This window comes from Arthrobacter sp. KKT183 (assembly GCF_055657625.1).
In genome coordinates, this window is sequence record NZ_CM145770.1 from 3,275,345 (window position 1) to 3,290,486 (window position 15,142).

At 64.7% G+C, this 15,142-nt stretch carries 12 protein-coding genes; 5 read left to right on the forward strand and 7 right to left on the reverse strand.

Features of this window, described 5'->3' with window-relative positions; genetic code table 11:
- The first annotated feature begins 34 nt into the window (after window positions 1-34).
- Window positions 35-2,215, forward strand: coding sequence for an alpha-xylosidase (gene yicI / locus ACZ2GY_RS15470; RefSeq protein WP_471672371.1), 2,181 nt, complete (start codon window positions 35-37; stop codon window positions 2,213-2,215).
- A 119-nt stretch (window positions 2,216-2,334) separates the two neighbouring features.
- The gene (locus tag ACZ2GY_RS15475; RefSeq protein ID WP_277359157.1) at window positions 2,335-2,934 is read left to right on the forward strand and encodes a DUF305 domain-containing protein; all 600 of its coding nucleotides are present in this window, start codon (window positions 2,335-2,337) and stop codon (window positions 2,932-2,934) included.
- A gap of 11 nt (window positions 2,935-2,945) precedes the next feature.
- Here ACZ2GY_RS15475 and ACZ2GY_RS15480 read toward each other — a convergent pair whose 3' ends face one another.
- From ACZ2GY_RS15480 to ACZ2GY_RS15505, 6 genes are all read right to left on the reverse strand, one after another.
- Entirely contained in the window at window positions 2,946-4,640 is a 1,695-nt protein-coding gene (locus ACZ2GY_RS15480) for a thiamine pyrophosphate-binding protein (protein ID WP_471672372.1), read from the reverse strand.
- A gap of 71 nt (window positions 4,641-4,711) precedes the next feature.
- Window positions 4,712-6,685: a beta-galactosidase gene (locus ACZ2GY_RS15485; RefSeq protein ID WP_471672373.1), complete on the reverse strand. Its 1,974-nt coding sequence runs from the start codon at window positions 6,683-6,685 to the stop codon at window positions 4,712-4,714.
- A 27-nt stretch (window positions 6,686-6,712) separates the two neighbouring features.
- Window positions 6,713-7,339: a hypothetical protein gene (locus ACZ2GY_RS15490; protein ID WP_471672374.1), complete on the reverse strand. Its 627-nt coding sequence runs from the start codon at window positions 7,337-7,339 to the stop codon at window positions 6,713-6,715.
- A complete protein-coding gene (locus ACZ2GY_RS15495) occupies window positions 7,336-8,241 on the reverse strand; it encodes a carbohydrate ABC transporter permease (RefSeq protein ID WP_277359153.1) in 906 nt (301 codons plus the stop codon). The genes ACZ2GY_RS15490 and ACZ2GY_RS15495 overlap by 4 nt, the downstream gene beginning before the upstream one ends.
- Window positions 8,238-9,224 carry a carbohydrate ABC transporter permease gene (locus tag ACZ2GY_RS15500; RefSeq protein ID WP_056545161.1) on the reverse strand — a complete coding sequence of 329 codons (987 nt, stop codon included), beginning with the start codon at window positions 9,222-9,224 and terminating at the stop codon, window positions 8,238-8,240. The genes ACZ2GY_RS15495 and ACZ2GY_RS15500 overlap by 4 nt, the downstream gene beginning before the upstream one ends.
- 38 nt (window positions 9,225-9,262) lie before the next feature.
- Window positions 9,263-10,561 carry an ABC transporter substrate-binding protein gene (locus ACZ2GY_RS15505; RefSeq protein ID WP_471672375.1) on the reverse strand — a complete coding sequence of 433 codons (1,299 nt, stop codon included), beginning with the start codon at window positions 10,559-10,561 and terminating at the stop codon, window positions 9,263-9,265.
- Window positions 10,562-10,747: 186 nt separating this feature from the next.
- On the opposite strand from ACZ2GY_RS15505, the gene ACZ2GY_RS15510 reads away from it, so the two are divergent.
- Together ACZ2GY_RS15510 and ACZ2GY_RS15515 are read left to right on the forward strand one after the other, a co-directional pair.
- On the forward strand, window positions 10,748-11,734 hold the full coding sequence (locus ACZ2GY_RS15510) for an acetylxylan esterase (protein ID WP_471672376.1): 987 nt from the start codon (window positions 10,748-10,750) through the stop codon (window positions 11,732-11,734).
- 93 nt (window positions 11,735-11,827) lie between these two features.
- Window positions 11,828-12,889 carry a hypothetical protein gene (locus tag ACZ2GY_RS15515; RefSeq protein ID WP_471672377.1) on the forward strand — a complete coding sequence of 354 codons (1,062 nt, stop codon included), beginning with the start codon at window positions 11,828-11,830 and terminating at the stop codon, window positions 12,887-12,889.
- A gap of 89 nt (window positions 12,890-12,978) precedes the next feature.
- Here the strand turns inward: ACZ2GY_RS15515 and ACZ2GY_RS15520 are convergent, their stop codons facing one another.
- Window positions 12,979-13,329 carry a DsrE family protein gene (locus ACZ2GY_RS15520; RefSeq protein ID WP_277359392.1) on the reverse strand — a complete coding sequence of 117 codons (351 nt, stop codon included), beginning with the start codon at window positions 13,327-13,329 and terminating at the stop codon, window positions 12,979-12,981.
- 354 nt (window positions 13,330-13,683) lie between these two features.
- Here ACZ2GY_RS15520 and ACZ2GY_RS15525 point away from each other — a divergent pair, with 354 nt between their 5' ends.
- A complete protein-coding gene (locus ACZ2GY_RS15525) occupies window positions 13,684-15,093 on the forward strand; it encodes an MBL fold metallo-hydrolase (RefSeq protein WP_471672378.1) in 1,410 nt (469 codons plus the stop codon).
- Window positions 15,094-15,142 lie beyond the last annotated feature (49 nt).

Sequence of the window (15,142 nt, forward strand, 5' to 3'; positions counted from 1 at the left end):
AACCAACTTTGAACGCACCATCTGAAGGAACAGCATGAAATTCACTGACGGTTACTGGATGTACCGCAAGGGCCTCACCGCCCTGCATCCACGGGACATTTCCGACGTCGTTGCCACCGATTCCGGCCTGGAAATCTATGCGCCGACGCAGCGGATCAATGCCCGCGGCGATGCGCTGAACTGCCCTCAGCTGACGGTTTCCTTTTCCTCGCCGCTTGAAGGCGTGATCGGCGTGACGATCGAGCATTTCCAGGGCGCACTCGATCCCAATCCACGGTTTGAACTGCAGGACGCGCATCCCGCGGTCAACGTCGCGGTCAACGAAACGCACGCAACCCTGACCTCCGGTGCGCTCACCGCGTCCGTCAGCCTGAGCGGTGACTGGACGGTTGACTTCACCGGCGACGGAAAGCTGCTCACCAGTTCTGTGCCGCGGAGCGTCGGTTTCATCACCGACGACGCCGGTCGCGCCTTTGTGCATGAACAGCTCACCCTGGGCGTGGGCACCAATGTGTACGGGCTCGGCGAGCGCTTCGGCGCGTTCGTCAAGAACGGCCAGTCGGTGGACGTCTGGAACGAGGACGGCGGAACCTCCAGTGACCTCGCCTACAAGAACGTGCCGTTCTTCCTGACCAACTCCGGGTACGGGGTGTTCGTGAATCATCCTGAGCGGGTTTCATTCGAGATCGGCTCGGAGGTGGTCTCCCGTGCGCAGTTCAGCGTGGAGGGCCAGAAGCTCCAGTACGTCGTGATCTACGGGCCGTCACCGAAGGAGATCCTGCGCCGGTACACGGAGTTGACCGGCAGGCCCGCGCGGATTCCTGCGTGGTCCTACGGTCTGTGGCTGTCCACGTCCTTCACCACGGATTATGACGAGGACACCGTCATGTCCTTCATCGACGGCATGGCGGAGCGCAACCTGCCGCTCTCCGTATTCCACTTCGACTGCCACTGGATGCGGGCTTTCCACTGGAGCGACTTCGTCTGGGATCCGGCCACCTTCCCCGACCCGGAGGGAATGCTGCGGCGCCTGCACGAGCGCGGGCTCAAGGTGTGTGTGTGGATCAACCCGTATATTGCACAGCGCTCCCACCTGTTCCGGGAGGGCCAGGAGCTTGGCTATCTGGTGCAGCGGGCTGACGGTTCGGTGTGGCAGTGGGATCTCTGGCAGGCCGGGATGGCGCTGGTTGACTTCACCAATCCCGACGCCGTCCTCTGGTACCAGGACAAGCTGCGCACCCTGCTGGGGCAGGGAGTGGACTCCTTCAAGACCGACTTCGGCGAACGCATCCCCACCGACGTCACCTGGCATGACGGCTCCGATCCACAGCGGATGCATAACTACTACACCCAGTTGTACAACGAAGCGGTGTTCCAGCTGCTCGAGAAGGAGCTGGGGGTCGGTGAAGCGGTCCTGTTTGCCAGGTCCGCGACCACCGGCGGTCAGAAGCTGCCCGTGCACTGGGGCGGGGACTGCGAATCCACTTTCGCCGCAATGTCCGAATCCCTGCGCGGCGGCTTGTCTCTGGCGTCCTCGGGCTTCGCGTTCTGGAGCCATGACATCGGCGGGTTCGAGGGCACGCCGGAGCCGGAGATGTTCAAGCGGTGGATCGCGTTCGGGCTGCTCTCATCACACTCCCGCCTGCACGGATCCAACTCCTACCGGGTGCCGTGGCTCGTGGATGAGGAGTCGGTGGATGTGCTGCGGCACTTCACCGAACTGAAGATGCATCTGATGCCGTATCTGGCAGGCGCAGCCGAGGAAGCGTATTCCTCCGGAACCCCGGTGATGCGGCCCATGTTCCTGGAGTTCCCTGCGGACCAGGGGTGTGCCCACCTCGACCGGCAGTACATGCTCGGCAGTAGCCTGCTGGTTGCGCCGGTGCTGGAGGCTGGCGGCGAGCACTCGTTCTACCTCCCGGAAGGAACGTGGACCCATCTCGAGTCCGGTGACACCCTTGAGGGCCCCCGCTGGCACAGCCGCTCCTTCTCGGTGATGGAAGCTCCCGTGTTCGTTCGGCCAGGAACCATCCTGCCCCTGGGAAGCGTTTCCAACCGGCCGGACTACGACTGGGCAGCCAACGTCGAGTTCAGCGCCTTCGCAGTCGAGGAGGGGCATCGCTCCAGGGTTGAGGTGCCCTCCCCCGACGGTTCGTCGACCACGTATCAGGTGACCGTGGCACAGGGAGAGGTGAGCGCCGTCGTCGTGCGTTGATCGCCTCAGACGGCGGGCACGCAGGTGCGAGCATCGATTCATCAGCCTACTGTTGAATTACAGCCGGTAAGAGCAGCCGTACCCGGCGGCGCCGGCTCCGATGCTGAAGGAGGAGTCCAATGTCGAGCACGGAGAAGAAGCAGTCCAACGAACAGGGGCAGGACGAGCGGAAATCCCACCAGATGCGAAACATGTACCTGCGGTTCGGCGCTATGATCCTGACCGCCATGGTGGTGATGTACTTTGTCATGTTCATCGGCTCCTGGGAATGGAGCCATATCCGTTTCAGCGAGAGTCGCGTGTTCATGACACTCGCCATGGGCGGCACGATGGGGTTGATCATGCTCGGCTGGATGCTGAACATGTACAAGAACACAAAGGCGAACGTGGCCGTGGTGGTGGTCAGCCTCCTGCTGCTGGGCGGCGGCGCTTTCCTCGACCGCAGCCAGACCACCGTGGATGATCAGGACTACATGAGCGCGATGATCCCGCATCACTCGCTGGCCATCACCCGGTCCGAACGCGCCGAGCTGGCCGACGTGCGGGTGTGCCAGCTCGCCGTCGAGATCAGCGAGGCCCAGCGGCGGGAGATTAGCGAGATGGACTGGCTGATCGAGGACATCGAGGAGAACGGCATAGCGGAAACGCTGGAGGAGGCACAAGCCCGGCCGGTGCCTGACTATGAAGCTTCCGCCTTACGCGACTGCGCAGGGCAGTAGCCGGACGCGGTTTACTTCTTGATCGCCACCGACTCCGCCATGAACTCGGCAACCACCTGCTGGGAGATGGCGACGTCGAGGACGAACACACCGTCGTCGCCGGTTGCCAGCCAGGTCTTCAGTTCGGCGAGGTCGGCGAGCGTGTGCGCCTTGGCGCCCTTGGCACCGAGGGCACGCCCGACGGCGGCGAAATCCACTTCGTCGATGAGCATCGCCTGGTTGTGCAGGCCCTTGGCGGCATATTGGTGGAGTTCGGCGCCGTACGCGGAGTCGTTGAGCACAATCAGTACGCCCCGACGGGTGGCGCGGAGGAAGGTCTCGAAGTCGGCCAGGCCCATAAGGCCGCCGCCGTCGCCGCTGACCAGGACGGTGGTGCGGTCCGGCCGTGCCACCGACACGCCGGCTGCGGATCCGAAGCCCATGCCGATGGATTGGAAGGCGGTGCCGACCAGGATCATGGCGTGCGGATCGGGCACGGACAGGTACATGGGCGCCCAGCCGATGAAGTGCCCGCCGTCCATGACCACGGAGCGCTCTGCCGGGAGGATGTCCTCGAGCGCCGCGACGACGGCCCGCGGGTTGAGGCGTCCGTCGGGACCGAACTCGACGGGATCTTCGATGGGATGGGAGGACCGGAAATCCTCACCGGCAACCTCGGGGATTTGCTGGCGCCAGGTGGACGTGGTTGCCGGCTCCACCTGCTCCAGAAGGCCCTCAACGAACGGGCGGATATCGGAGCGGATGTAATCGACAACGATGGGGTGATTTTCGTCGGGCTCGTTGTCCACGCGGATGATCCGGGTTCCCTCCGGAAACAGGGTTCCATAGCGCGTCTGGAAAATGTTCATGCTGGCACCGATTACCAGCACGACGTCGGCCCGGCGCGCCACTTCGAGGCGGTGGCGGCGGGTGAAGCCTCCGGCGACCCCCAGGTCCCACTCGCTATCGAAGGCGTTGATCGCCATGACGGAGGTCATGAAGAGGGCGCCCAGGCGGTCACCGATCTCCTTGAGCGGCGCCGCGGCGTCCGCGAGGACAACCCCGCGGCCGGCGATTACCACCGGACGCTTCGCCGAGGCTAGCAGTTCGGTCACGCGCTCAAGGTCCGACTCTTCCGGCGGCCACACAGCCTTGGCGGGCAGCGGTTCGAGCGGCTCGGGTTCGGTGAGCGGCGCCGTTGCGAGGTCATACGGGATGGCGACGATGACGGGCTGCACCGTCTGCAGGGCGAGGTCGAAGGCGCGGTGAGTGGTCGCGGCGGCGTTGCCGGGGCGGGCGACGAGGGTGGTCACCCCAGCCGCTTCGGCAGCTTTCGTCTGGTCGATGTCGAAGTTCCGCGGGGCGGCCGCCGGTGCATCGCCGACCACCAACACGAGCGGGATCCTCGCGATGCGCGCCTCAGCGAGCGTCGTGTAGGCGTTGGTGAAGCCTGCGCCGTACGTCGTAGTTGCCGCAGCCACCCCACCCGTTGCCCGGTGATACGCGTCAGCCATGGCAACGGTTGCGGATTCATGCCGGGCGGAGGTGAACGGGAAGCCGCGCCTCGTGAGCCGACTGATCAGATGTGCGTTGCCATTGCCCATGAGCCCAAACAGGTGACCGGCCCGCTCCGCCACCGCGTCGGCCACAGCTGCCGAAACGTGGCCCTCGTCGGGAAGCATCGGGGTATCGCCGGTCGGCTGGTCCTGGGTACTGGCGGTCGTCATGGTTTAAGTCCACTCCTTTGTGTAGTCGTGAACAGGTTATGCGGTCCCAGCGAACTCGACCGCATCGGAGCCTACCCCTGACGCACCAGCGCGTACCCGAACGACTCCAGATGCACCTTGTCCACGGCCTCCCCCGTGAGCAGGTCCACACCGGACACCTCGATTGCGACGGCGTCAGTACCGTGGTTAATCAGCGTCACCACGTCACCGCGCTGCGCTGCTTCCACCAGCTCCGGCAGCCCTTCAAGCACAGGAACGACGCCGGCACCTGCGAACACGTGCGCACTCACCAGGCGGGCGCCGTCGTCGTCGGGCACTGTTGCGAGGTAGTAGGCGCTGCCGGCGCCGGTCTTGCGACCAGTGAAGGCCGGCAGGCCCTCGGTACGCCCGCCGCTGAAAGATGCGAGCACCTCCGCGTCGACGGCGGCAATCTCCTCCGCGAGGTACAGGCCGTCGAAGGCTTCGGAGCCGGAGGCGATGGGGGCAGTGCGCTGACCCGGTCCGGCGGCGGAAGGGGGCACCAGGGCCCCGAATTCCTCCAGCGTGACACCGAGCAACGGGCCCAATTGGGTGAGGAACCCGCCCTCGCGGAAACGGTCGTGCTCGTCGACGACGTCGCTGAACGCGGTGATCAGCAGGTGCCCGCCGCCCTCAACGAAGCTCGTGAGATTCGCGGCGCCGTCGGTTCTCAGCAGGTACAGCTGGGGTGCAACGACGACGGCGTACTGCCCAAGCTCCGACGTCGGCTGCACGAAGTCGATCTGCACGTGTTGACGATGGATGGCGTTGTACCAGCGCTGAACGCACTCCACGTAATCGAGGACAACCGGGTGGTCCGGGTTCTCGATGGCCCACCAGTTCTCCCAGTCGAAGACGATGGCCACGCGGGCATCCTTCGAGCCGGCGGGCAGCGCGGGCAGGGACGCAAGCTCCTCGCCCAGCTGGACGACCTCGCGCCAGGTACGGGTGGACGTGCCGGCATGCGGCAGCATCGCTGAGTGGAACTTCTCGGCGCCCGCACGGGACTGCCGCCACTGGAAGAACAGGATGCCGTCCGCGCCGCGGCCGACACTCTGCATGGACAACGCCTGCATCTGCCCGGGCGCCTTGGGTGCGTTGGTGGGCCGCCAGTTCAGCGCATTCGTGGACTGCTCCATGAGCAGCCATGGGGTGTCCGGTTTGAAGGAGCGGATCAGGTCCCGTTGGAACGCACCTGCACGGAAGCTCTCGGACTCGTTCGGGTCCGGATAGCAGTCGTCGGAGATGACGTCCATCTCCGCCGCCCACTCCCAGTAGTTGGCGGGCTTGAAGGCACCCATGAAGTTCGTGGTGACGGGTTGCGTTGCTCCGGCGGCGCGGATGATGTCCCGCTCCATCGTGTAGCACTCGAGCAGCATGTCCGAGGTGAACCGGCGGAAATCGAGCAACTGACCGGGGTTGTGGCTGTAGGGGGCTTTGCGCGGCGGGAAGATGTGGTCGAAGGACTCGTAGTGCTGCGCCCAGAACCAGGTGCCCCAGGCAGCGTTCAACTCATCGAGCGTGCCGTACTTCCGCTCGAGCCAGACGCGGAAGGCATCGCGCGCGGAGTCGGAGTAGTCCAGGTTGAGGTGGCAGCCGTACTCGTTGTTGACGTGCCACAGCACCACCGCCGGGTGGTCCACGTACCGCTCGGCGAGGCGCTGCACCAGGGCCGAGGAAAGACGACGGTACGACGGCGACGACGGCGCGTAGTGCTGCCGGCTTCCGTGCCAGTACGGTGCGCCGTCCTCGTCTGCGGCAAGGATGTCCGGATAGGCAACGGTCATCCACGGTGGGGGCGACGCCGTCGCGGTAGCAAGGTCAACGGCAATCCCACCCTCATGCAGCAGATTGATGACCCGGTCAAGCCACTCGAAGTCGTAGACGTCCTCCGCAGGCTGAATCCGCGACCACGCGAAGATCCCGAGGCTCACCATGGTGACCCCGGCCTCACGCATCCGCTCGACATCTTCCGGCCAGACTGACTCAGGCCACTGCTCGGGGTTGTAATCGCCGCCGTAGTGCACGGTGTTCCTTTCGGGAGTGTTGAGGATCTAGCGCTTGCGCTCGCGTTCCTTCACAACGAGCACAGCAAAAACAAGGCAGCCCATCCCGGGCACAATCAGCGGCGGCAACTGCCAGGTCACGATGACGGTCAGCGCCAGTGCGACGAGCAGCGGGACAATCGCGCCCGGGTCCGAGCCGAAAGCCTGCACCCCATCCCGCACTGCCTGCCGCCAGCCCTTCTCGGGCGTCCAGCGGACCGCCGACTGCAGCAGCGTCAGCGCGAACGCGGCCAGTGCCAGGAGCCCGACGACGAACACCGCCTGCCAGCCGGGCAGCACCTGGGTGCCGGCGAGCAGGAGGTTGAAGAGCAGGACCAGGGCGAGCGCCGTCGTCGTCAATCCCACCACCCAGCCGGTGCGGAGTGCGGACAGGAAGTCCGACCACCACTGGCCGAGCGTGGAACGCTCGGCCAGCAGATAGCGGTGGAGGTGCCGGCTGGAGGCTGCGATCGCCGCCGGCAGCGTGACCAGCAGCAGGCCGCCGGCGACCGTGAGGATACCTATCCACAGCACTTCCGCAAACAGCGCGAACTTCCCCTCGGCACCCGGCCACTTGAGCTCGGTGCCGTCTGGTTGGGGTCGTTCACGCCGTTTGCGGACGCTGCGGGGTGTCATCCCTTCAGGCCCTGGGTGGCAACGCCGTCAACGAGGAACCGCTGGAAGATCACGAAGAACAGCATGACCGGCAGCAGTGCCAGCACCGCGATCGCCACCGTGGCGCCGTAGTCGGAACCACTGGTTTGGTCATTGAACACCCGCAGTGCCAGCGGCAGCGGGTAGTTGTCCGGCGAATTCAGGTACAGCAGCGGGCCGAGGAAATCATTCCAGCTCCAGATGAACGCGAAGATCGAGGAGGTGATCAGCGCCGGCTTGATCAGCGGAATGGTGATGGACCAGAAGATGCGCCAGTGGCCGCAGCCGTCAATGCGCGCTGCCTCGTCGAGTTCCTTGGGCAGGTTACGGATGAACTGGACCATAAGGAACACGAAGAACGCTTCAGTGGCCAGGAACTTGCCGACCAGGAGGGGGAAGAACGTGTCAATCATCCCGAGGTTACGGAAGATCATGTACTGGGGAATGATCAGCACGTGGAACGGGAGCAGGAGGGTGCCGATCATCATGGTGAAGAACAGCGGGCGGCCCTTGAAGTCCAGGCGGGCGAACGCGTAGGCGGCCATGGATGAGGAGATGACGGTGCCGATCACCGCGCCGATGCCGAGGATGGTGGAGTTCCAGAAGAACTTCCAGGTGGGAATACCGGCAACGCCCTCCATGACCTTGAAGAAGTTATCGAAGGTAGGGTTCTGGGGCAGGAAGCTGTTGTTCGCACCGAACTCGGCGCTCGGTTTGAACGAAGCCGAGATCATCCACAGGAGCGGATAGAGCACGACGGCGGTCAGCAGCACGATGCCGATGATCCAGGCCACCGTTGCTGCGGTCCTCCGCCGGGGCTGGCGTCGCTTCCGGTTTGCCTCGACCGGTGGAAGTGCGGTCGGATTGGTTTCGATCGTGGTCACTTTGTGTCACCTCCGTAGTGCACCCAGCTCTTGGAGGTGCGGAAAAGGATAAACGCGAGGATGCCTACGGCGATCAGGAGTACCCAGGCCATTGCCGAGGCATAGCCCATCTGATTGTTCGTGAAGGCGCGGGTGTAGAGGTAAACGGTATAGAAGTTGGTGGCGCCGGCAGGTCCGCCGGTTCCTGAACCGATGATGTAGGCGGACGCGAAGATCTGGAATGCGCCGATCATTTCGAGCAGCAGGTTGAAGAAGATCACCGGAGAGAGCATCGGTAGGGTGACGCTGAGGAACTTGCGCCATGCCTTCGCGCCGTCCACTGACGCCGCTTCATACAGCTCGGTGGGTATCTGCTTCAGGCCCGCCAGGAAGATGACCATCGGGGCTCCGAACTGCCAGACCGCGAGGAGGATCATCATCGGCATGATCAGGGCCGGGACACCCACCCAGCCGCCGAGGTTGATGCCGAAGAGGCTCAGGCCGCTGTCCACCGGGCCGTCCGCGGAGAACATTGCCCGCCACACGATGGCGATGCTGACCGATGCGCCAATGAGGCTCGGTGCATAGAACGCCGAGCGGAAGAACGCGGTGCCCTTGGTCTTGTAGTTCAGCAGCATAGCCACACCGAGTGCGGCGGCCAGCTTGATGGGTGTGCCGACAAGGACGTAGATCATGGTGATCTGGACCGAGCCCCAGAAGACGGTGTCGCCGGCCATCCGTTCGAAGTTGCCCAGGCCGGTCCACTCGGGGGCTGTGAAGAGGTTGTAGTCCGTGAATGCGAGGTACAGCGAGTACAGCATCGGGCCCAGAGTAAGCGCGAAAAGCCCAAGCAACCATGGGGAGAGGAAAAGGTACCCCGCGACGTTCTCCCTGTTGCCTTTGCGTCGGGGCTGCCCACCCGTCCGGCGGTTGCCCGCCGGACGGGTGCCGGGTTCGGCGGTAGTGCGGGTGTGTGTTGGCGCGTGCGCCGATCCCGTGGTCATAGCCTGCTCCTAATAGCGGTGATAGCTAAGGTCGGTGTTCAGCTGCCGAGCGTAACGGCAGCCTCGTCGAAGAACTGCTGGGCGGCCTCTTCAGGAGTGATGGCGTCCAGTCCGATCGAGGTTCCGAGTGTCAGGAAGGTGTTCTCCAGTGCGCCGTAACCCACGATCGGAGCTGCAGGCGGCTCGCCGATGCGGTCAGACACCGAATCCAGGTACTCCTTGACCTCAAGCTCGGGGCCTTCGAGCGCGGCACCTTCGAGAGCGGTTTCCGAAGCCGGAACGCCCAGGGAAGCGCCGAAGATCTCGCCGACCTCGGGGCTGTTGATCAGGAAGTCAACGAGAGCCACTGCAGCTTCAGGGTGCTCGGTCTGAGCGCCAACCGCGTGCAGCATGGAGGGCTTCTGGTAGAGGTCCTTCACGGAAGGATCGCTGGTGGGCGGTGCGAGGATGGTCAAGTCCTCAGCACCGGTGTCGCCAAGGTAGCCACCCATGAAGTTGGACCAAGTCATCTCGCTGGCGGTCAGATTTGCGCCGAAACCGGACTTCGGGGCCACTTCCTCCAGCTTGCGGCCGGGGATCACTGCATCGCTTTCGCGCAGATCGGATGCGCTGGCCCAGAACTCAGCGAGTTCCTCCTGGGTGAAGTTCAGTTGGCCGTCCTCAGTGAAGAGTTCGCGACCTTCCTGCCGGAGCTGCAGCTCGAAGTTCTGGATGCGGCCGGTGTAGTCGGTACCGCCCCAGATTTCGTCGCCGGCTTCGCTCACGCTGGCCATGTACGCCTCGTAGTCTTCCCACGAGGTGCCGCCTTCGTAGCCCTCGACGCCGGCCTGCTCGATCAGCGCAGGGTTCTCGAAGAGCGACCAGGCGTTGTAGCCGGTGGGCACAGCGAGGGTCTGGTCCTCAAGCTTGCCGGTTGCCAGGAGGGTTTCGTCGATGGTGTCGGTGGTCAGCCCGTTGCCGACGTACTCGGTGAGATCCATCAGCAGCCCGTTCTGTCCGTACTGGCGCAGGTAGCTGTAGTCGAACTGCATGACGTCCGGCAGGCCGCCGCCGGCTGCCTCGGTCTGGCGCTTCTCCCAGTAGGCGGGGAAGTCCATGAAGGTTCCGTTGACGTCAATGTTCGGGTTCTGCTCCTCGAACAGAGCGATGGCCTCGTTGTAACGCTCGGCGCGGTCCTCATTGCCCCACCAGGTGAAGTTGAGGGTGACTTCCTCGTTCGGATCGGGGGTGCCGCCGGCCTCGCCGCCGCCGTTGCCGCCGCACGCGGTCAGCATGAGAGCTGCTGCCATGGTGAGCGCTACGCCGGACCCGGCGCGTCGTGAAAGTTTATTGAACATCTTTGTCCTCCTGGGAACGGCTCAGATTTGAGGTGAAGCTCTTTGGGCCGCTGGTACAGTGGTGCACATCACGGGAAAGCGCTCTCCATCGAGAGTAAATTGAATCGTCTCAATGCGCAAGGCCTACTCCTAGAATAATGTGAGCTGTGATACTTCCGAGACACAATGAGCGAAGGAATTCTTCAGATGCCGCAGTTTGACCTCCCCCTCCGCGAGCTCGAGCAGTACGCACCGGATCGCATTGAACCCGCAGACTTTGACGCGTTCTGGGAGAAGACCCTCGCGGAGACGGCGGCCTTCTCACTCGATGCCCGTTTCGACGAGGTTGAAGCCGGTTATTCAGAACTGGTCACTGAGGATGTCACCTTCGCCGGCTACGGCGGGCACGCCATTAAGGGATGGATGCTCCGGCCGCGCTCGGCCTCCGGTCCGCTGCCCACCGTCGTCACTTATATCGGTTATGGCGGCGGCAGGAGTCTGCTCGGTGAGTGGACTGCCATCCCAAGCACCGGCGTCGCGCATTTTGTTATGGATCTTCGCGGACAGGGCGCCGGTCACCGCAGTGGAGACACTCCCGACCCCGGTGTGGGCGGGCCCCACTTCGGGGGGCACCTGACGCTGGGTATTGACTCACCTGAGACCTATTACTACCGGCGGCTGTTCACCGATGCGGTGCGCGCGGTCGAAGCGGCGCAGGCGCACCCGTTCGTTGATCCTTCGCGGGTGCTGATCTCCGGCGGGAGCCAGGGCGGGGCGATTGCATTGGCCTCCGCCGCCCTGTCCCCCACCTTCCTGGAGCATGCACCGCTGGGCGCGATCGTGGACGTGCCGTTCCTTTCCCACGTCCGGCGTGCAACGGAGATCGTGAACACCGCTCCGTACAGCGAGCTGGTGCGCTATCTCGGCATCCAGCGCGGGCGCGAGGAGGAAGTCTTCAACACTCTGGGTTACTTCGACGGCGTCAACTTCGCCGCCCGCGCCACCATGCCGGCGCTCTTCTCGGTAGGACTGCTCGACGACGTCTGTCCGCCGTCCTGCGTCTACGCCGCCTACAACTCCTACGCCGGGCCGAAATCCATGAACGTCTTCCCCTACAACGGGCATGAGAACGGCGGCGCGGTCCAGGCCGCTGAGCACATCCGGTTTCAGCGCGAGGTGTTCGCCTCGGCCTGACCCCCTGGGAAGTTTTGCGCAGATACGGCGGATTCGGATGCGCTCCAGCTCGCCGAAGCTGCACGAAACTTCCGAAACGTGGATCATTGAGCGGTGCCTGATACTCCCCCGCCGCAGCCCGGAGATGTTCCTGAGCTGACGCTCGGCGTCGTCCTACCCCCCTCGCTTGACCCGGCTTCGCTTCAGGATCTGACTGATGCGCTGCCGCGCCTGCTCCGTGAGTCCTACCCGGGAGTCGCGTGGCGCGTGTCGATGGTGGTCGAAACCCTCGACGGACGCGCGCCGTCGGAGCTGCTGGAAACGGCGCGCGACCGGCTGCTGGACGAAGACTGGGATCTCGCCGTCGTCGTCAGTGATCTGGCGCTCCGCAGCGGGCGGAAGCCGGTGCTCACCCAAATCAGCCCTGTCCACAGGGTGGGGCTGGTGGCGCTGCCGGCGCTCCGTGCGGTGGGCCGCAGGGAATCCATGACGACGGCGGTGGCCCGGCTGGTGGGCCCGCTGGCCGGCTGGGACGACGACGACGAAGCGGAAGACCGCGCCCGCCGCGCACGCGAGATGGCTGACGACCTCCCAGATCATGCGGACGAAAACCCGCTCCAGTTCACCGGCCGGGTGGTCGCTGGCAACGCCCGCGTGCTGCTCGGGCTGATCCTCGCGAATAGGCCGTGGCGGCTTGCGGTTACCCTGTCGCGTGCGCTGACGGCTGCGGCGGCCGCCGGCGTGGTGACCCTCGCGACGAGCGACCTCTGGCTGCTGGCCACCGCCTACGGTCCGCTTCGTCTGATCCTGCTGACCGTGCTCGCGGTCGGTGCCGTCACGCTCACCCTGATGATCGGCGCGGACCTATGGGAGCGTCCACGCCGGAGGGTCGAGCGGGAGCAGGTCACCCTGTTCAATCTGGCGACGACGGCGACCGTAGTGATCGGTGTGGTGACCTTCTTCGGGGCCCTCTTTGTCCTGTCTTTCCTGGCAGCGGTGCTGCTGGTCGACGCGGGAGTGTTCGCCGCCGTCGTCGGTGAGTCTGTGGGACTGGCGGAGTACGCGCAGCTGAGCCTGCTCACCGCAGCCCTGGCGACCGTGGGCGGAGCGCTGGGCGCGGGGCTGGAGAGCGACGACGTAGTCCGGGCCGCTGCGTTCACCCGTAACGACGTCTGACGGTCGCGACGACGCGTGGAGCGGTAAGGGCTCAAGACATGGAGCAATCCGGATCGCTCCATCACGCGGGGGTCAGGACCCCGATACGGTCACACCCGGAGGTAGGCCGCGCCGTCGAACTGACGGCGGGCGATGTGCGCGACGGCTGCGGGGATCACCTTCACCCCTGAGGGCAGGGCGGAAGGGTCGATCCCGGCCGACCGGAGGCTATTCCCGCAGGCATAGACCGATACTGACGGTCCCGGAATCTCGGCGAGCGCTTTGTCTCCGACGAGCTGACCGACGCTCGGGCCCTGGACGAGAACTTCGATCTCCACGTCGGGCAGCTCCGCCGCGGCGTTTCCGGCGACCCGCATGGCCGTGGCGAGGTCCGGGAAGGGCTCGTGCCCCGATCCCGCCAGATGCAGGACCAGCACCTTCGAATCAGCTGTCACGCTCATGCTGAGCGTCCGAACAGTCGACTCAGCCAGGTGCCGGCTCCGGAACTTTTTTCCTGTGTGGTGGTGCGCCCGTTGACCGTGGAGCAGGTGCAGCGCTCACTGTTGGGTACGCCGCGCATGACCTGGTCGACGTGGTTTCCGCATCCGCTCCAGGTGGTCCTGCGGCAATACATGCAGGTGGTTGTCCGACACATCTGAGGTTCCCTTTCCGTTGAATCAGCTTCCTTAACGATACCCCATAGGGTATCTAACCCCCACTCCTCAGGCACTTGTGCGAATACCCCCCTCGGTATTACTGTTGATCCCAGAGCGATACCCCCACGGGTATCGAAACGGACTATCGGAAGGAAGATCATGCTTCTTGAGCGTATTTATGACGAGGACCTGTCCCAGGCGAGCTACTTCATCGGCTGCCAGGCCAAGGGCGAAGCCGTGGTGGTCGATGCCCGCCGCGATATAGCCACGTACCAGGAGCTGGCTGCGGCCAACGGTATGAAGATTGTTGCGGTGACCGAGACCCACATCCACGCCGATTACCTCTCAGGCACGCGGGAACTGGCGGAAGCGACCGGGGCGGACATGTACGTTTCCGGTGAGGGTGGGAATGACTGGCAGTACGGTTTTGACGCCGAGCGGCTCTACGACGGCAGCACCATCACGTCCGGCAATATCACGATCAAGGCGGTGCACACTCCCGGGCATACGCCCGAGCACCTTGCCTTCCTGATCACCGACGGCGCGTTCAGCGACCAGCCCGGCTACCTCCTCTCCGGTGACTTCGTCTTCTCGGGCGACCTGGGCCGGCCTGACCTGTTGGATGAGGCTGCCGGCGGGCTGGATACCCGTTTTGTCGGTGCGAAGCAGCTCTTCGCGAGCCTGCGGGAGAAGTTTCTGACCCTGCCTGATCATGTGCAGGTCTACCCGGGCCACGGTTCGGGTAGCGCCTGCGGCAAGGCATTGGGCGCAATCCCGTCCACGACGGTGGGTTACGAGCGCCTGTACGCATGGTGGGGCCCGTACCTTGCAGCCAATGACGAGGAAGGCTTCGTCCGCGAACTCCTCGACGGACAGCCCGATGCCCACGCCTACTTCGGTCGGATGAAGCGGCAGAACCGTCTCGGCCCGGACGTGATGGGGCCCCGTGGCGACCTGCCGCAACTGGATAATCAAGCACTTGCCGGCGACCTGACGGAAGACCGCGTGACCTTTGTTGACACCCGCTCGAACGATCAGGTGCACCAGGGAACAGTGACCGGGGCCTTGAACATCCCCGCCGGCACCAAGATGGCCAGCTTCGGCGCCTGGGCGTACGACCCGGAAACCGACGACCGGCCGCTGGTCCTGCTGGCCCCGGACCAGGAAGCGGCCCAGGACATGTGGGATCACCTGGTACGTGTCGGCATCGACAACGTCACCGGTTTCACCCCGACCCTGGACGGGCTGCCGATCACCACACCGAAGGTGCTCGCCCCCGGCGACCTCGAGGACTTCGGCGCAGCGCTGCTGCTCGACGTGCGGAACAAAACCGAACACGCCGCCGGCAGCATCCCGGGTTCTGCCCAGCTCAGCGCCGGTCGGGTGCTCTGGCACCAGGACCAGCTCCCCTCCGAGGGCACGATCGTGACCTTCTGTCAGAGCGGGGTCCGGAACTCCGTCGCGGCCAGCGCCCTGCGCCGCGCCGGGTACGACGTCGTCGAACTCGACGGAAGCTACGCAGGCTGGGCAGCGTGGAACGCCTCTCAGGAATCAACCTCGGTCAGCTAACCGGCTGACTCCACCGACAGGCAATGGGTCCGCTGCTTCACGCGCGGAC

Coding starts and splice junctions, on each gene's coding strand:
- yicI (WP_471672371.1), top strand. CDS start 35: ATGAAATTCACTGACGGTTACTGGATGTACCGCAAGGGCCTCACCGCC.
- ACZ2GY_RS15475 (WP_277359157.1), top strand. CDS start 2,335: ATGTCGAGCACGGAGAAGAAGCAGTCCAACGAACAGGGGCAGGACGAG.
- ACZ2GY_RS15480 (WP_471672372.1), bottom strand. CDS start 4,640: ATGACGACCGCCAGTACCCAGGACCAGCCGACCGGCGATACCCCGATG.
- ACZ2GY_RS15490 (WP_471672374.1), bottom strand. CDS start 7,339: ATGACACCCCGCAGCGTCCGCAAACGGCGTGAACGACCCCAACCAGAC.
- ACZ2GY_RS15500 (WP_056545161.1), bottom strand. CDS start 9,224: ATGACCACGGGATCGGCGCACGCGCCAACACACACCCGCACTACCGCC.
- ACZ2GY_RS15505 (WP_471672375.1), bottom strand. CDS start 10,561: ATGTTCAATAAACTTTCACGACGCGCCGGGTCCGGCGTAGCGCTCACC.
- ACZ2GY_RS15510 (WP_471672376.1), top strand. CDS start 10,748: ATGCCGCAGTTTGACCTCCCCCTCCGCGAGCTCGAGCAGTACGCACCG.
- ACZ2GY_RS15520 (WP_277359392.1), bottom strand. CDS start 13,329: ATGAGCGTGACAGCTGATTCGAAGGTGCTGGTCCTGCATCTGGCGGGA.
- ACZ2GY_RS15525 (WP_471672378.1), top strand. CDS start 13,684: ATGCTTCTTGAGCGTATTTATGACGAGGACCTGTCCCAGGCGAGCTAC.